Annotated in this window: 18 protein-coding genes; 9 read left to right on the plus strand and 9 right to left on the minus strand. The window is 56.8% G+C overall.

The window, feature by feature from the left end:
* Nucleotides 1–9 precede the first annotated feature (9 nt).
* Nucleotides 10–462: a hypothetical protein gene (locus tag L2D14_18160; protein ID WNJ99770.1), complete on the minus strand. Its 453-nt coding sequence runs from the start codon at nt 460–462 to the stop codon at nt 10–12.
* 83 nt (nt 463–545) lie between these two features.
* Here L2D14_18160 and L2D14_18165 point away from each other — a divergent pair, with 83 nt between their 5' ends.
* Nucleotides 546–1,823 carry a hypothetical protein gene (locus L2D14_18165; protein WNJ99771.1) on the plus strand — a complete coding sequence of 426 codons (1,278 nt, stop codon included), beginning with the start codon at nt 546–548 and terminating at the stop codon, nt 1,821–1,823.
* A 12-nt stretch (nt 1,824–1,835) separates the two neighbouring features.
* Here L2D14_18165 and L2D14_18170 read toward each other — a convergent pair whose 3' ends face one another.
* Together L2D14_18170 and L2D14_18175 are read right to left on the minus strand one after the other, a co-directional pair.
* The gene (locus tag L2D14_18170) at nt 1,836–2,015 is read right to left on the minus strand and encodes a hypothetical protein (protein WNJ99772.1); all 180 of its coding nucleotides are present in this window, start codon (nt 2,013–2,015) and stop codon (nt 1,836–1,838) included.
* A 101-nt stretch (nt 2,016–2,116) separates the two neighbouring features.
* A complete protein-coding gene (locus tag L2D14_18175) occupies nt 2,117–2,371 on the minus strand; it encodes a hypothetical protein (GenBank protein WNJ99773.1) in 255 nt (84 codons plus the stop codon).
* Nucleotides 2,372–2,573: 202 nt separating this feature from the next.
* On the opposite strand from L2D14_18175, the gene L2D14_18180 reads away from it, so the two are divergent.
* From L2D14_18180 to L2D14_18190, 3 genes are read left to right on the plus strand one after another with little or no spacing between them, the layout of a single operon-like run.
* Nucleotides 2,574–3,146, plus strand: coding sequence for a cysteine dioxygenase family protein (locus tag L2D14_18180; GenBank protein ID WNJ99774.1), 573 nt, complete (start codon nt 2,574–2,576; stop codon nt 3,144–3,146).
* 16 nt (nt 3,147–3,162) lie between these two features.
* The gene (locus tag L2D14_18185; protein ID WNJ99775.1) at nt 3,163–3,570 is read left to right on the plus strand and encodes a GFA family protein; all 408 of its coding nucleotides are present in this window, start codon (nt 3,163–3,165) and stop codon (nt 3,568–3,570) included.
* Between the two features lie 26 nt (nt 3,571–3,596).
* A complete protein-coding gene (locus L2D14_18190) occupies nt 3,597–4,439 on the plus strand; it encodes an aldo/keto reductase (GenBank protein ID WNJ99776.1) in 843 nt (280 codons plus the stop codon).
* A gap of 18 nt (nt 4,440–4,457) precedes the next feature.
* Here L2D14_18190 and L2D14_18195 read toward each other — a convergent pair whose 3' ends face one another.
* Both L2D14_18195 and L2D14_18200 read right to left on the minus strand, forming a co-directional pair.
* Nucleotides 4,458–5,033 (minus strand): PAS domain-containing protein, encoded by a 576-nt coding sequence (locus tag L2D14_18195; GenBank protein WNJ99777.1) that lies wholly within the window; start codon nt 5,031–5,033, stop codon nt 4,458–4,460.
* A gap of 154 nt (nt 5,034–5,187) precedes the next feature.
* On the minus strand, nt 5,188–6,024 hold the full coding sequence (locus L2D14_18200) for a TauD/TfdA family dioxygenase (GenBank protein WNJ99778.1): 837 nt from the start codon (nt 6,022–6,024) through the stop codon (nt 5,188–5,190).
* A gap of 149 nt (nt 6,025–6,173) precedes the next feature.
* Between L2D14_18200 and L2D14_18205 the strand changes: the two genes are divergently transcribed.
* The gene (locus L2D14_18205; GenBank protein WNJ99779.1) at nt 6,174–7,118 is read left to right on the plus strand and encodes a Gfo/Idh/MocA family oxidoreductase; all 945 of its coding nucleotides are present in this window, start codon (nt 6,174–6,176) and stop codon (nt 7,116–7,118) included.
* 13 nt (nt 7,119–7,131) lie between these two features.
* Here the strand turns inward: L2D14_18205 and L2D14_18210 are convergent, their stop codons facing one another.
* Nucleotides 7,132–7,593, minus strand: a complete 462-nt coding sequence (locus tag L2D14_18210) for a GNAT family N-acetyltransferase (protein ID WNK01706.1) — start codon at nt 7,591–7,593, stop codon at nt 7,132–7,134.
* A 295-nt stretch (nt 7,594–7,888) separates the two neighbouring features.
* On the opposite strand from L2D14_18210, the gene sthA reads away from it, so the two are divergent.
* Entirely contained in the window at nt 7,889–9,292 is a 1,404-nt protein-coding gene (gene sthA / locus L2D14_18215; GenBank protein WNJ99780.1) for a Si-specific NAD(P)(+) transhydrogenase, read from the plus strand.
* A 129-nt stretch (nt 9,293–9,421) separates the two neighbouring features.
* Nucleotides 9,422–9,931, plus strand: coding sequence for a hypothetical protein (locus tag L2D14_18220; GenBank protein ID WNJ99781.1), 510 nt, complete (start codon nt 9,422–9,424; stop codon nt 9,929–9,931).
* A 24-nt stretch (nt 9,932–9,955) separates the two neighbouring features.
* On the opposite strand, the gene L2D14_18225 is transcribed toward L2D14_18220, so the two are convergent.
* On the minus strand, nt 9,956–11,146 hold the full coding sequence (locus L2D14_18225; protein ID WNJ99782.1) for a cyclic nucleotide-gated ion channel: 1,191 nt from the start codon (nt 11,144–11,146) through the stop codon (nt 9,956–9,958).
* 195 nt (nt 11,147–11,341) lie between these two features.
* On the opposite strand from L2D14_18225, the gene L2D14_18230 reads away from it, so the two are divergent.
* Nucleotides 11,342–12,331: a magnesium transporter gene (locus tag L2D14_18230; GenBank protein WNJ99783.1), complete on the plus strand. Its 990-nt coding sequence runs from the start codon at nt 11,342–11,344 to the stop codon at nt 12,329–12,331.
* A gap of 8 nt (nt 12,332–12,339) precedes the next feature.
* Here L2D14_18230 and L2D14_18235 read toward each other — a convergent pair whose 3' ends face one another.
* Nucleotides 12,340–12,801: a hemerythrin family protein gene (locus L2D14_18235; protein WNJ99784.1), complete on the minus strand. Its 462-nt coding sequence runs from the start codon at nt 12,799–12,801 to the stop codon at nt 12,340–12,342.
* A gap of 30 nt (nt 12,802–12,831) precedes the next feature.
* Nucleotides 12,832–13,449, minus strand: coding sequence for a bacteriohemerythrin (locus L2D14_18240; GenBank protein ID WNJ99785.1), 618 nt, complete (start codon nt 13,447–13,449; stop codon nt 12,832–12,834).
* Between the two features lie 220 nt (nt 13,450–13,669).
* Here L2D14_18240 and L2D14_18245 point away from each other — a divergent pair, with 220 nt between their 5' ends.
* Nucleotides 13,670–14,542 (plus strand): halocarboxylic acid dehydrogenase DehI family protein, encoded by an 873-nt coding sequence (locus L2D14_18245; GenBank protein WNJ99786.1) that lies wholly within the window; start codon nt 13,670–13,672, stop codon nt 14,540–14,542.
* Nucleotides 14,543–14,553 lie beyond the last annotated feature (11 nt).

Consider the following 14,553-nt stretch of genomic DNA (forward strand, 5'->3'; position numbering starts at 1 on the left):
CGTGCATGTCTAAATCAGCGGATCGGTATGCGGCGGCAATGCGCCCGGGATCTCGCACTTGTCATTGCCGGCGTTCCCCGACGCCTGCGACATCTTGCGAAACTCTTCGAGTTTGTCGTCAATGTACGTCTTATTGGTACTGAACGTCAGATAAAAGCCGTTGCCGCAACTGTCGGAGCCATTGCCTTCGCCGACGTCAACGGAAACCACGTGGCTCGTTCCCTCGCCGACGCGCCCGTCGTCGCACGTAATGTTGACGACATCCGTTTGCGAGCCATCGGGGTTGGCGTGGCTTTCGCCCTTGCAGGTCACGTCGGTTCCGTCGATCGCCAGACTGAATGTGCTGGTGCGGGCCGGTGGATTAGCCGTTCCGGCGCCGTGCACGACGAGACCGTGATCGTCGGAATGACCGGCAATCCACATCTGGCAGCCCCCCAGTGCAAGGAGGCTTATGATCGACAAACTTTTTATTCCGCGGCACACCGACATTGATGGAGAATCCAAAACCTGTGGTATAGTCGGATTATATCGAAAGGTGGGACAAGATGAACGCTTTTTGGATAGCCCTCCTTGTCGGCGTCTTCATTTTTGCTGCACCCGTCGAAGGCCGCGCGCAGTCGACGGCGCGTCCGCCAGCCGCAGAGGAAGCACTCAATCGCGGATTCGAGATGGCGCAGCGTGAACGCTGGTCACTTGCCATCCGCTATTTCGGGGACGCCCAGGAACTGGCCCCGTCCGACCCGATCATATTGTTCAACCTGGCCCTGGCGAACGACCGTGCAGCTGGCCGCCACATTATCGCGGCCGCCTGGTACCGTGCATACCTCGAAGCTGCGCCGAACGCCGCTAACGCGGCTAAAGTCCGGGCACGGGTCACGGACCTGGAAATCGACGTCGAGACGTTGATCGTCGACATGCTCGAAACGGTGCGGGCCGTCTCTCAGCAGTTGAACGCCCAGTCCAGAGCTGCCGCCACGTCGCAAATCATCGGCGCCCAAGCGGTCACCGGCAATCTGCAGCAGGCGTTGCTCGGCTTGGCGAGCCTCCAGCCCGGATCAAAGTCTGATTGGGCACGTGCCCGTGTCGCCGCCGCCCAAGCCAAAAAAGGCGACTTGGCTGCGGCAAAGTCCATCGCACGAGCGATCTCGCGTCTTCCCGTACGGCGCTGGACCCTCGCCGAAATCGCCGTGCACGAAGCCCTTCGGTCCGAGTTCGCGGCGGCCGTCCAGACAGCGGAAACCATCGGTGCGGGCGAAGAACAGGATTTCGCTTTTTCGCGCATTGCCGCCCTGCAAGCCGAAGCGGACGATCTGGCCGGCGCCGGGCAAACGGCCGAGAGAATATCGGAGGCCGCGGCTGCGCACCGGATCGCCGCCAATGCAGCAATCGCGGTCGCTTCATTTAAGGCCGGCCAACCGTGGCTGAAGGAAAAAGCCGCTGCAATACTTGACGAGGGCTTCGCCCAAGCCGGCACGATGGCGGATTCAACCCAGCGCCAGTTTGCCTTGCTCCAGATCGCCCGCGCACGGGCGTCGACCGGCGACATGAACGCGGCCCGCCAAACCGCCGCACTGATGATCGACGCGCGCTTCAAGCACCTTGCGGCGCAAACCATAGCCGAGGCGGAAGGCGACACCCGGACCGCCGCGATACACAAATGGTCGGCGCTCGCCCATCAAGCGATGGCCGCATCAACAATCCAGGATATCTCCGCTTTTCTAGAACGTGCCAAAGCGAGCCCGCCAAAGGAAGCCATCCAGATGATCACTGCGGCGATTGAAGCGTGGGCACTGTTAGCGCAAAAATTAAGAGGCTCCCGATAAGCGTATCGTTGCTCAGGAGATCGGCGTCGGTGTCGAACAGGAATCACCACCAAGCGGCGGGCTGTATTCTTGTGGCTCGAAGGGTACGGGCGATGGGGTTTGCGTCTGACCGGCCTCGGCGGCCACGGCACGTTCGCTGAGCGCGATCTCACAAAGTACGAAGACGGCAACGGCAAAACATAGATGCTTCACGGCACGATCCTCTCTCTATCAACGTCGAAACCTATGCTACGCCACATCTTTCAGAACGATCAAGCAGCAGCCGAACCTGTTCGGCACTGTTATCCGTGAACTCAACGCAAGCTGCAGAGGTTCGCGATCAGGGCCTGTTCTTTTTGCCTAAGCTCGGCGGCTATTTTATGGGCCAAATCCAGATCGGCGCTGCAACAAACCTGAACGACGTCAACGCACCCGGCACGCGCCTCACGCAGGACCGTCAACAAGGCATTCTCGATTATACGCGAAACATCGTCTGATTTATCGACATCGCTCCCCAGCGAAGTTAAAACTTCCTTCGCCGTCTCCTCGGCCATTTGCTTAATGGACATCACACCCTCCGTTGCACATAAATACCAAATATGAAAACTATCTGATGCACAGTATCACGCCGAAAGGGAAAACTGACAATTCTCTACCGGTCGGCGAACCGATCAACAGACAACGGACCATTTAGGTGCGCTGCGTATTTATATTCCGTTCCCAAATGTGCTAATTTCAGATCATGGCACAAAGGAATCAGGGAGCATGAATGTGCGCGACACTGTAATTTCTAATCTCGTTAGCGACCTCAAGACCGCAACAGCGGGCATCGGCGATCCTGCCGCCGCCATAGAACACGCTTCGCCGATTATTAAAAAAATGGCGGCCGATATCTCGTGGGTAAAACCGGAATACTATCTTTGCGATGAGGATCAGGGGTTCGGGATTACCATTCTCAATGAAGAGCCGGACCACGCGCTGCTTGTGCAGGTCATCTGCTGGCTCCCGGGGCGCGGTGTTGCGCCGCACGACCATCAGACCTGGGGCGTCGTGGTCGGCATCGACGGCGTCGAGGTCAATGTCGACTGGCGGCGGCGGGACGACGGATCCAAACCGGGCTTTGCCGATCTTGAGATCGCCAGGGAAACCGATGTCACCCGCGGCGCCCTTGTCAGTTTTCTGCCGGACGATATCCATGGTGTCAGAAATGACGGAGACGTCCCTTCACTGTCGCTGCATGTTTACGGCATTGCGCCCGCGAGTTTGAACCGCTCCGAATTCGATCCCATCAACAAAACGCAAAAGCCTTGCCCGCAACGCAAACGCACCATGGCGGACGCTTGATATCGGGAATTATTACATGAGCACCACGCATCTTGGATCGTGCCTTTGCGGCGCAGTTAAATTCGAAATCAAAGGCGACTTCAAACGCTTCTTCCTCTGTCATTGCCAGCGCTGCCGCAAGAGCACCGGGTCTGCGCACGCATCGAACCTGTTTTCATCGACGGCAGCCCTGACCTGGCTTTCGGGAGAAGACAATATCCATACCTACCGGATACCGGGCGCGCGGCACGCGAAAAGCTTCTGCACCGAATGCGGTGGCGCGCTGGCCCGCAAAACGCCGGACGGCAGCATGGTGATCGTGCCGGCCGGCAGCCTCGATACGCCGGTCGGTCTTCGTCCTGTCGGCCATATCTATTGCAAGGACCGGGCAAACTGGGACGATTGCCTGCACGACCTGCCCGAGTTCAACCAGCTGCCGAATTGAGCGGTCGTCCACAGCAGAGGTTTGACATGCGAAACATCACTCTCCCCGGTGGCGATCTGTTTCCGAAACTCGGCCTCGGCACATGGTACATGGGAGAATCGAAATCCCAGTTCGACCGTGAAGCCGCCGCCGTGCGGCACGCCATGGAACGCGGGATCCGCTTGATCGATACCGCGGAAATGTACGGCAACGGCGGTGCAGAAGAGGTTGTAGGTGCAGCGCTCGCAAGTGCCGGCATTCCGCGTGCGGACATCTTCATTGTCTCCAAGGTGCTGCCGAGCAACGCACATCATGATGATGTGATCCGCGCGTGCGAGCGCAGCCTTGTCCGGCTCGGCACCGACTATATTGACATGTACCTATTACACTGGCGCGGCGCGGCCCCGTTTCTGGAAACCATCGAGGCGTTCGAAGAGCTGCAATCAGCCGGGAAAATTCGCCACTTCGGCGTTTCGAATTTCGACAAACGCGACATGGAGGAATGGCTCTATTGCAAGGGCGGCAAGGCGTTGGCCTGCAATCAGATTCTTTACAACCTGAGCCGGCGCGGTCCGGAGTGGGATTTGCTGCCGTTCTGCCGTAACCACGGCGTGCCGGTGATGGCCTATTCACCGCTCGAGCAGGGGCGGCTTCAGGGAGATCCGGTGCTTGCCCGGATCGCCGCCAGATACGGCGTCAGCGATTTACAGATCGCCTTGGCCTGGGTGCTGGCACAGGACAATGTCATTGCAATCCCAAAGGCCGTCAACCATGCCCACATTGATCAGAACATGGCGGCGCTGGATATCGAGCTCGATGCCGAAGATCACGCGCTCCTGAACGCCGCGTTCGCACCGCCGGACGGGCCGTCGCATCTTGAGATGTTATAGCTTCCGCAGACGCCCCGCCTAGACTCTCCCACGATTGTGCACATCGAACATTTCTTCCCAAAGCTGGCTTTTCTGGGAGGCGAAATCGAAATGGGTGACGATGTTGGTGACGTTCTCGTTGTCCGAGGAAAGAGGCAGGCGGATACTTGGCACGATCAGCCTGCGCGCGTACCTGCGCGTTGCCGATGCATCCCATAAAAACGGCATCGGCTGGCGCGACTCGATGACGGTTTTATAGTCCGCCAGCACCTGCTCGCGCCGTCGCTCGTCCAGATACCCCATGTTAGTGTTCAACAACGATTGCCCGGTTCTGTCGAAGTACAGAACATCGGTAAGGCCCGTCCCCCAGAAGCGAAACGTGACATCGAAAGGGTCTGCCGATATATCGACGACATGGGTATATCTGATCAAGTCGGCGGGCAGGCTGATCATATCGAACTCTGCCCAATCGGGGGCAAAGCGTTCGCCCCTGATCGCATTCCAGTGGTCATAAATTTCCCGGCAATCACTGCCCATGATATCAGCGAGTGGTATATGGACGGAAGAGACGGCAACGCTTCCCAACGAGAATTTTTCCTGATCGTGGTCCGTCATCTTCGATCCTGATTTCATATTCGTTCATGGCACGTGCAACGGCGCCCTTGCCAGAGTAGCGCGATCCGGCAGCAACCTCATTACAAGTATAGCGGTTCATGCTGAATAGGGGGGTATATTACATCCCAAGGGTCGGCTTTTGGCCATCCCCCTATCAGAACGGCTCGTCCCCTTCCAGGCACATGCGGTGCAGGATGCGCCCTTCGGCGGGGTCATAATCCGTATGCGCGACATGCAGCAGGGCACGATTGTCCCAGACGACTAGATCGCCCGGCTGCCATCGGTGCCGATAAGTGACTTCCGGCGTCAGCACACGCGCCAGCAGATCGTTGGTGAACGCGCGGCTTTCGTCCTCGCCCCAACCTTCGAAGTGGGCCAGCTTGCCGGGATGGACGTAGATCGCCTTGTTCCCCGTCTCCGGGTGCGTACGGATAAAAGGGTGGACTTGCGGCGCGCCGAATTCGGTTCGCGCCTTGTCATCAACATAACCGACATCCTGTTCGATGCTGTTGACGGTTCTGAGCTTTGCCAGCGCCGCCTGCTCGTCCGGACTCAGTGACGCATAAGCCGCCTGCATGTTGGCGAAGCCGGTGTCGCCGCCTTCGCGCGGCAGTTTGACGGCATAAAGTGCTGTCATTTTCGGCGGCCGTGCATGATTGGTATGGTCGGTATGCCAGTCACGCGAGCCGATCGGCATGATCTTGCCGTCGTCCCGTTTGGTGTTGGCGACACGGCTGTCCAGCACGGCGATCTCAGGATGCGCCGGCATCAAAAGCTTGCTCAGGTGCTGGCGCATGGGGGCGCCGAAAATTCTCATGGCCTGCACATACTGCGCCGGGGTGAGGTCCTGTTCGCGGATCACCAAAACCAGACGATCACGCAATGCGACGCGCAGGGCGTCCGCGTCCGCCCCCGAAACACCCCCGGCCAGGTCGATGCCTTTTGCCTCAACGCCGAGTGCGCCGGGTATCGGTGTCAGATTGACAGACATTGATAAAGTTCCCTCCCTCGGAATTTTGTCTTCTATGCATTTTATATCACTTTCAATGCCTGCTATTAACATAGGAACTTAAATTTCGTTTTCATCCATCTGCCCGCGCACCGGGCGCACGAGAAAATTCATCAAGGAAAGTACATATTATGACGTACCGCGTTGGCATCATCGGATTGGGAATCATGGGCCAGCGCATGCTGGGCAATATGTCATTGCACGATGCGTTCGACGTGGTCTCCGTTTTCGATCCGCAGCAAGCCCTGCCCGACCTGGAATACGCGCCGAGCGCCGAAGCCCTGATCAACAATCCGGATACCGATCTCGTCTACATCGCCTGCCCGCCCGCGTATCATGCGGCATATGCGGTCGCGGCGGCCGAGGCCGGTAAACCGGTCTTCTGTGAAAAGCCCCTCGGCGTCGATATCGAACAGTCCCGCACCTTGGTCGAGACGATCGAGCGTATCGGCGCCCCCAACGCGGTCAATTTTTCCTTTGCCGCCAATCCGAGCCGGGCATTTCTGAAGCAGATGGCAGCCGACGGCGCTTTCGGCGCCATTGACGGCATCGATATCCGCCTGCATTTCGCATCCTGGCCGCGCGGCTGGCAGGAAGCGGCAGCATGGCTCGGCAAACGCCAGCAAGGCGGTTACGTACGCGAAGTGCTGTCGCACTTCATTTATTTGCTCGAAAGCGTCTTTGGAGCGGCAAGCCTTGGCAGATCCCTCGTCCGCTATCCGGATGGCCCTGCCGGGGATAGCGCCGAAAGCCATGTCCTGGCCGAACTGACGTGCAACGGCATCCCGGTTTCAGTCGCCGGCGGGGTCGGCGGTACCGGACCTGACCGGATTGAATTCACCGTCTGGGGACAAAAGCAATCCTGCCGGCTGGACGACTGGTACACGATATTCCTTTCCGACGGCGCCGGCTGGCATGCGGCAAACACCGGCATCGATGATCCGCGCCAGGTCGGCCGCATTCAGCAACTGGACCATCTTGCGCGGTTCATGCGCGCAGAGGATCATGAACTACCGGATTTCCGCGCCGCCCTTTCGGTACAACAAATCATCGAAAGTATCCTTAAAGGACACTAGACGACCTCAGGGCCTATAGCTCTTTGTGCATGACGAAATTCCGGATCGAAACACCATCCCTTACGACCGTTTGCGGTCTGATGACCACCCAGCCCTGCCGTTCAAAAAATGCGCGGGCAAGATGGCTGGCATCGGATGTCAGTCTTGAGAGACCGTTACTGGTGGCCTCGCATACAATCTCATCATAAAGCGCCTTCGCTACACCTTTCCCGATATACGCAGGTGCGACATAGGCAAGATCAATGTGTCCCACCGCAGTCATCGTCATAAAGCCGATAATGGCGCCATCCAATTCAGCGACAAACCCCGTTTGTGCCATAAGCCGGTCATGCCAACGGACGAGTTCCGGCACCTCGGGCGCCCAGGCTTGCCTTTGCGCGTCGTCATAGTATCCAGCCGCCCCCTGCCGGACGGCGCAGTAAAAAAGCTGCGCCGTGGCGGCGATGTCATCATCCTGAATTCTCCGTATCCGCATCTTCTTCACGATCCGTAAGCGCTCGTTATTCTAAACAGGCATCCCCGGGCAACCCCAGCCGACTATCCCCGACGATGTTAGTCGAATTCAAGGTGTGTATCTTTTATTTGCTCCTGATTTTAATTTGCAGAAAAACCGCACTCTGCTGTTTAAGGTTGCTCATGTCTCCCATTCTTGCAGCCATGCTGATCTTGGCTCGCGAAACTTCATTTCCCCTAGACATCAAACCGGGGAAATCCAATAGTTCCGCCAAGCAGAGCAATGGGCACAAGCGGATGACCGGGGTAAGACGGCGATGAGCGACTATGATTTCGATCTGTTTGTTATCGGGTCCGGTCCTGCCGGACAACGTGCGGCGGTACAGGCCGCCAAGCTCGGCAAGCGGGTCGGGCTTGCCGAACGCCAGGCTGTCGTCGGCGGCGTCTGTCTGAACACCGGCACCATCCCTTCGAAGACGCTCCGCGCCGCGACCATGCATCTGTCCGGGTATCATGAACGCAGCATCTACGGCTCGTCGTACAAGGTGAAACAGGAAATCACCATGGCCGACCTGCTGGGCCGCGCCAATCATGTTCGCCAGCTCGGCGTCGATGTTGCGCGCCATCAGATGCAGCGCAACGGCATTCAGATCATCGAGGCCTCGGCCTCGTTCATCGATCCGCATCGTATTTTGCTGACCCCCGTGGCCGGTGGTGCGCCCAGCGAGATCACAGCCGCCAACGTCGTCATCGGCGTCGGCACGACGACGACCCGTGACGACAGCATCGCCTTTGACGGCGAGCATATATTCACGAGCGACGATATCCTTGAGCTCAAAACCCTGCCGAAAAGCCTGACCGTGGTCGGTGCGGGTGTTATCGGCATCGAATACGCGACGATCTTCGCGACCCTCGGCGTGCGCGTCACCGTTGTCGACAAGCGCACCCGGCTGTTGCCGTTCGTCGACGAGGAAATCATCGACACCCTCGTCCACCTGATGCGCCAGGAGCGCGTGACCATGCGTCTCGGCGAAGGCGTCAGCGGCATGGAACTGACCGACGGCGATCAGGGCCAGGCGGTACATATCGCGCTCGAGAGCGGCAAGCACATCACCACGGAAACGGTGCTGTATTCCATCGGCCGCACCGGTGCTACCGAAACCCTCAATCTTGAAGCCGCCGGGCTTGCCACCGATGATCGCGGACGTATTCCCGTCAACGCCAATTACGAAACCGGTGTCGAGCATATTTACGCCGTTGGCGATGTTATCGGCTTTCCAAGTCTCGCCTCGACATCAATGGAACAGGGCCGCCTCGCTGCCTGTCATGCCTTTGGCGTCGAAGCGCACAGCTTTCCCGATCTATTGCCGTACGGGATTTATACAATTCCCGAGATTTCAGTCGTCGGACGCAACGAACAGGAGCTGACCGAGGCGGGGACACCCTACGAAGTCGGGCATGCCTCATACCGGGAAATTGCCCGCGGCCAGATCGTCGGCGATCAGGCGGGGCTTTTAAAGCTTATCTTCGACCCGGAGACACGCAAACTTCTGGGCGTTCATATCATCGGCGACGGCGCTTGCGAACTGATCCATATCGGCCAGGCGGTCATGTCGCTTGGCGGCACGATCGATTACCTGATCGATACGGTTTTCAATTATCCGACATTTGCGGAATGCTACAAAACCGCCGCCTTCGACGGCATCAACCGCCTCGGCTAGGTTCAGATCGAATCGGGACGCAACGTAAAAAGCCATCACGGATTCAGAGATTGTTTTGCTTCTCGCAGTTTTTAGATATTCTTTAGAAGCACTAAACAGTAATAGATTTTTTCTGAAGAAAGATCGCCCATGCTTGCGCCGCAAATCATGCCTGTAGCCTATATCAATGGCACCGCGGACGATTGCCGCGCACCCATAACATTAAGACTCATCGATTACTGGCGCGCGCGTATGCCTGAAGGCAATGGCCTCCCGCGGTTGCAAGATTTTGAACTCATGGATCTTTATGACATTGCGACATCGCTTGCCATAAAAGACGCAGTTGATGATGGCCGTGATTTCAAGAACCGGTTCTGGGGTAGCGACCTCACAATTGCGTTTGGCTTCGAAGGTTCCGGAAGACTGGTCAGTTCTTATGAACTCTCGAACATGCGCTACGCCGTCAGCCGCCGCTACGCATATGTTTACACAACCGGCACATCGTCAATGGCACGTGGCCATATATCCTGGATACCCGGCAAGGAATACCTCGCCTTTGAACTGGTGCACCTGCCGCTTTGGGGCACCGGGGACAGTATACAGCACATCATTTCTGCTTATCACTTCGGCTTTGAATTGCCTGAAAACGCCTCCCTTTAAATGCTCCACCGTTTCGTCTGAAGTTCACGAACGCGGATCAGCATTCAGCTTGGCAGCAAAAGTTTCTTCACGTGCGTTAATCGTGTCGACGATCTTGTTGTTGAAATGCGGATCGTTTTTGGCGAGCGTGAGAAAATCGTCTTTTTCCAGCATTAGAAGTCGGCAATCCGTTAAACAGTGCACACGCGCACGGCGCGGCGCTTCTTTGTGCAGCGCCATCTCGCCGAAGAAATCGCCATCCGTCAATTCGATAGTATGCCCGGGAAGTTCGACACCCACCTTGCCATAGACAATGAAATACATGGCATCGCCGATGTCTCCGCGCGAGAAGACCGTGCTGCCGGCCGGCATCCTGCGCGCCCTCAACAGCCGAATCAGCCGTTCCATTTCCTTCGGCGACAGATGCTGAAATGCCGGGACGTTGGCAACCATCCCGAAAGTAACCACGAAGTCGCGTTGATGGATATCGCGTGAAAAAGCCGATGCGACAATGCCGAGCGGCAGCGCGAACATACCCAGGCCGAACACCATCATCATGCCGCCAATGATCTTGCCGAATAGTGTAATCGGCACAACATCACCGTATCCGACTGTCGTCAAAGTCGCCAATCCCCACCACATCGCCGCAGGGATGCTTGAGAACTTCTCCGGCTGCACATCATGCTCAAAATGAAAGACCAGGGTCGAACAAAGAACCAACAAGCCCATCATAACCACCAGAGCCGCGCCAAGTGCGTGCCGCTCGGCAACCAGGACACGCGTCAGGGTATGCAATGCCGGAGAATATCTGGCCAGTTTCAGCAACCGCAACAGTCGGAAAATCCGTAAAACTCGCAAGTCCACCACCGGGAACAGTAGCGACAGGTAAACCGGTGCAATCGCCAGGAGATCGATCAATAAATACGGTCCCATCGCAAAGCGCAAACGACCGATAAAGGCGCCATGCCTGGCAACAGGTCCGTGCTCGACAGAGACCCAGATCCTGAGAAGGTACTCAAAGGTAAATATGCAGATCGTCAGCATTTCAAAAACCTGAAACCAATTTCCATAAACGGCGTGAATACTGGCTTCTGTCTCAAGAACCGCGGTGATGACATTGGAAACGATAAGGGCGACCATCAGCGCATCAAAAATCCGCGCCCCCTTGTCATCCGGATGGCCGGCTTCGATCAGAAGATATATCCGGTGGCGAAAACTCTTGAGTACGTTCGTCACGAGGTCACCTGTCCATTGATTTTGTTAATTTAACGCCACTGTATCACAGGCTTGTCCAGCCCCCGGATCGATTTTTCACGGTCGCTGGTGGTATTCTGGCTCGCATCCTCGGCCGATTATACGGTAGCAGAGCCCGGGCTGGCGTATTACCGTTTCTTCATAGCTGGCTATATTCCTTTAAGAAGGGCATCTGAATTGGCATCGTCCGCACCCGAGCAAACGCCGCCCGCATCTCATGAAACTGCTGCTGCACATATGGTGACAGGCTTTCCAACCGCGCATATGGACACGCCGGTCGATGCCGTTATCCATAAGCTCCGCGGCCGGAAATTCGCGTGCGCCGATACGATCTTTGTTACAGATAAGGACGGGCGGCTTGAAGGCATCGTCCGCATCAATGACCTGCTGTCCGATGGCTCCGCCCAGATCGGCGACATCATGGAAGCCGAGCATGACAGCGTTCCGGAAGACGCCGATCAGGAACAGATTGCAATGCTGGCAATCCGACTCAACATGATCGCGGTGCCTGTCGTAGATAAGGATGAACGCCTGATCGGCGTGGTCCCGCCCGAAGCCTTGTTCCGTATCTTGCGCCAGGAACATATGGAAGATCTGCAGCGTCTTGCCGGGATCAGCCTGCCTGAGCGCGGTGCCGAAGTGGCGCTTGACGCCTCGTTGTTCGACCGCTTTCGCCGCCGTATGCCCTGGCTGTTATTCGGACTTGCCGCATCGTCCATCATCACCTTCGTCATGGCCGGTTTCGAGGAAGCGATTTCCCACAACATTGCCGCCGCCTTCTTTGTTCCGGCACTGGTCTATATCGCCGGTGCCATCGGCACCCAGGCGGTTTCTGTTTCAGTGCGCGGGCTGTCGCGTGAGAATGTCCAGATTGGAAAGCTTTTGCGCGATGAACTGGTGATCGGCACCGGTGTCGGCGCAACCCTCGGCAGCCTCTCGGCGATTGCGGTGCAAGCCTCCTTCCAGCACAGCGCATTGTCCCTAGCAGTCGGCATGGCCGTGTTTGCCGGGGGCTTGATTTCCGCATTGGTCGGATTTGCCCTGCCCTGGATATTTCAACGCTTCGGGTCAGACCCCGCGCTCGGCAGCGGCCCCGTCTGCACCATCATTCAGGACGCTGCGAGCCTCTTCATCTATTTTCTGCTCATCAGCACATTCGTCATCTGAGGTCGATCTCACCCGGCCGCAACTTCAATGTCTTTCAGTGCGCCGAAATTCTCGGCATGCTTCTTCATATGACCGACATATATGCGCATCTTCAGGTCGCTGTGCAGGATATGGCCGACCAGCCACTGGTGCAGCAGTTCGGAAATTTCGCCGTGTAATCCGGCCAGTACTTCTTCATTGCTCTCTTTAAGATGCTCGATCACGTCTTCGAGTGTTTTGACCAACTCTTCGTGCTCGTGGTGATGCGCATCCGCATACGGAAAATCGATCAGATTCTGCAGTTGCTCCTCGCGGCCGAAATGCGTTTGCGTGTAGAACTTCAACGCATAGAGAATCTCCGTCGCCTCATCCTTGTCGAGACCATCGGACGCAAGTTTTTCAAAACGGTTGATGATTTCGATCAGGTGCCTGTGATCCTGATCGATCACACCGCCGTCGTCGATCGACATTTTTTCGCGCCATTCAATCATGCAAGCAATCTACGCGCTTTCGTATCCGCGTCAATCCGAACAGAAAATCCTGCGTGCTTCGCTTAATTCCTGAGCATCGAGTTTCTCCTCGAACTCCTCGACCAGGGCGGAAATTTCCCGTGCCAACGGATTGTCGGACATGACAATACCGATAAACTTTTCAATCACGGCGCGTTTGCTTTCCGGAACTTCTACAGTGACCTCGTGCAATTGCTCGGCAATTTCCGGGTCACGGTCTTCCCGCTCGCCCCGCAAATAAGGCACGTACTCCATATCGGTTTTCAAGATATGCTGGGAAAGCCATACCGAGAGAAACTTCGTCAGTTTTACGGGGTCTATGGTATCGGTCCCGGAACGATGGAGCTCCCGCAGCCATTTGACATTTCTTTGCATTGAACGATGCGTGCGCATATGCGCTTCCGTGTTCGGATACCCTGCCTGCTTCATGAAGTTCTCTTCTCGTTCGAAATGCTCGTGCACGTATGTCTCGAGACAGTCAATCGCCTGCTCGACATGGGCCGGGCTTTCCTGCTTCATAAGGGCCGCGGAAAGATTCTTGATTTCCTCGAACAGCGCCTTGTGATCGCGGTCGATCGCTTTGATACCTGTTTCGTATTTATCGGACCAGGTCGGTATATCGTGCTTCATATCGCTCTCCCCGTATTCTCCCGACATAGTCTATCGGCAAACATCTGCTTCCGGTTCACACAAGCATAAGGCGGCGCCCTGAAACAGCTGTGATTTATATCAATTCAACTTTTCACCGCGCAGCACTTTCTTGCGTACGTAACCGCATAAACCAGTAGACGCGGGAACGCGCCTTCCCCATGTTAGCCTCATGGACGCCATCGTGGCGCATGGGGGGCACATGTCCATCACACTTTCACGCCGGAAGCCGGCACCGATCCCAAACGCATATCCGGTGCCGGAATATCTTGCCGATGATAGCCTCCATGCCGTCTATGAAGATACCAAATCCGTTCTGCAGGTGCCGTGGATGGGGGTCGTCACCATGGCATTTGCACATTACCCGAATTTTTATGCAGCGCTGTGGGGCGGCTTGCGCGAACTGGCTTCAAGCCAGGAGTTCGCCGAAGCCTGCCGTGACCTGCGAAACCATGCCGAAACCAAAGTCTTGCAGCTTTCACCGTCGCCGCTGTTGCCCGTTCTGGACGATCTGGGATACGCAGTGCGCGAAATCGAGGATATTCGCGCCATGATCGAAGTGTTTTCACACGGCAACATGCCCTACCTGATGATCGCCACCGCAGCGAGATTGCTTTTGGAAGGGCATGAACTGAATGAAGGTGGAAGCATTTCGCCGATGACGGAGCGACACGGGCCGTCGCTCGACAGGTCCCTGACCCTGATCGAACCGCACCATGCCGATGCGCCAACGTTACGCGTCTACAATGACATCAAGGCAACCCTAGGCCTGCCATTCGTCAACACCGACTACCGTGCACTGGCGCGCTGGCCCAGTTATTTCACGCGGGCATGGAGCGACCTGGCACCGAAGGTCTTTTCAGCCGACTATGAACCGGTCGTAACGTCCGTGCACGATTTCGCCGTCAAACAGATGCAGGACCTGCCCAATTCGGGAAACCTCACTCCTGCCGCACTCAGGGAAGCCGCCGCCAGGGATGCCTCACTCGGCGAGGTTTGCGACGTGGTACGCCTGTTTCAATGGCTGCTGCCCGGCCTTATCGTCAATGTCGCCTATTTCCGCGCCCAGTTATAAACTGGCCCGCT

The organism is Thalassospiraceae bacterium LMO-JJ14, assembly GCA_021555105.2.
Lineage (GTDB): Bacteria > Pseudomonadota > Alphaproteobacteria > Rhodospirillales > Casp-alpha2 > UBA4479.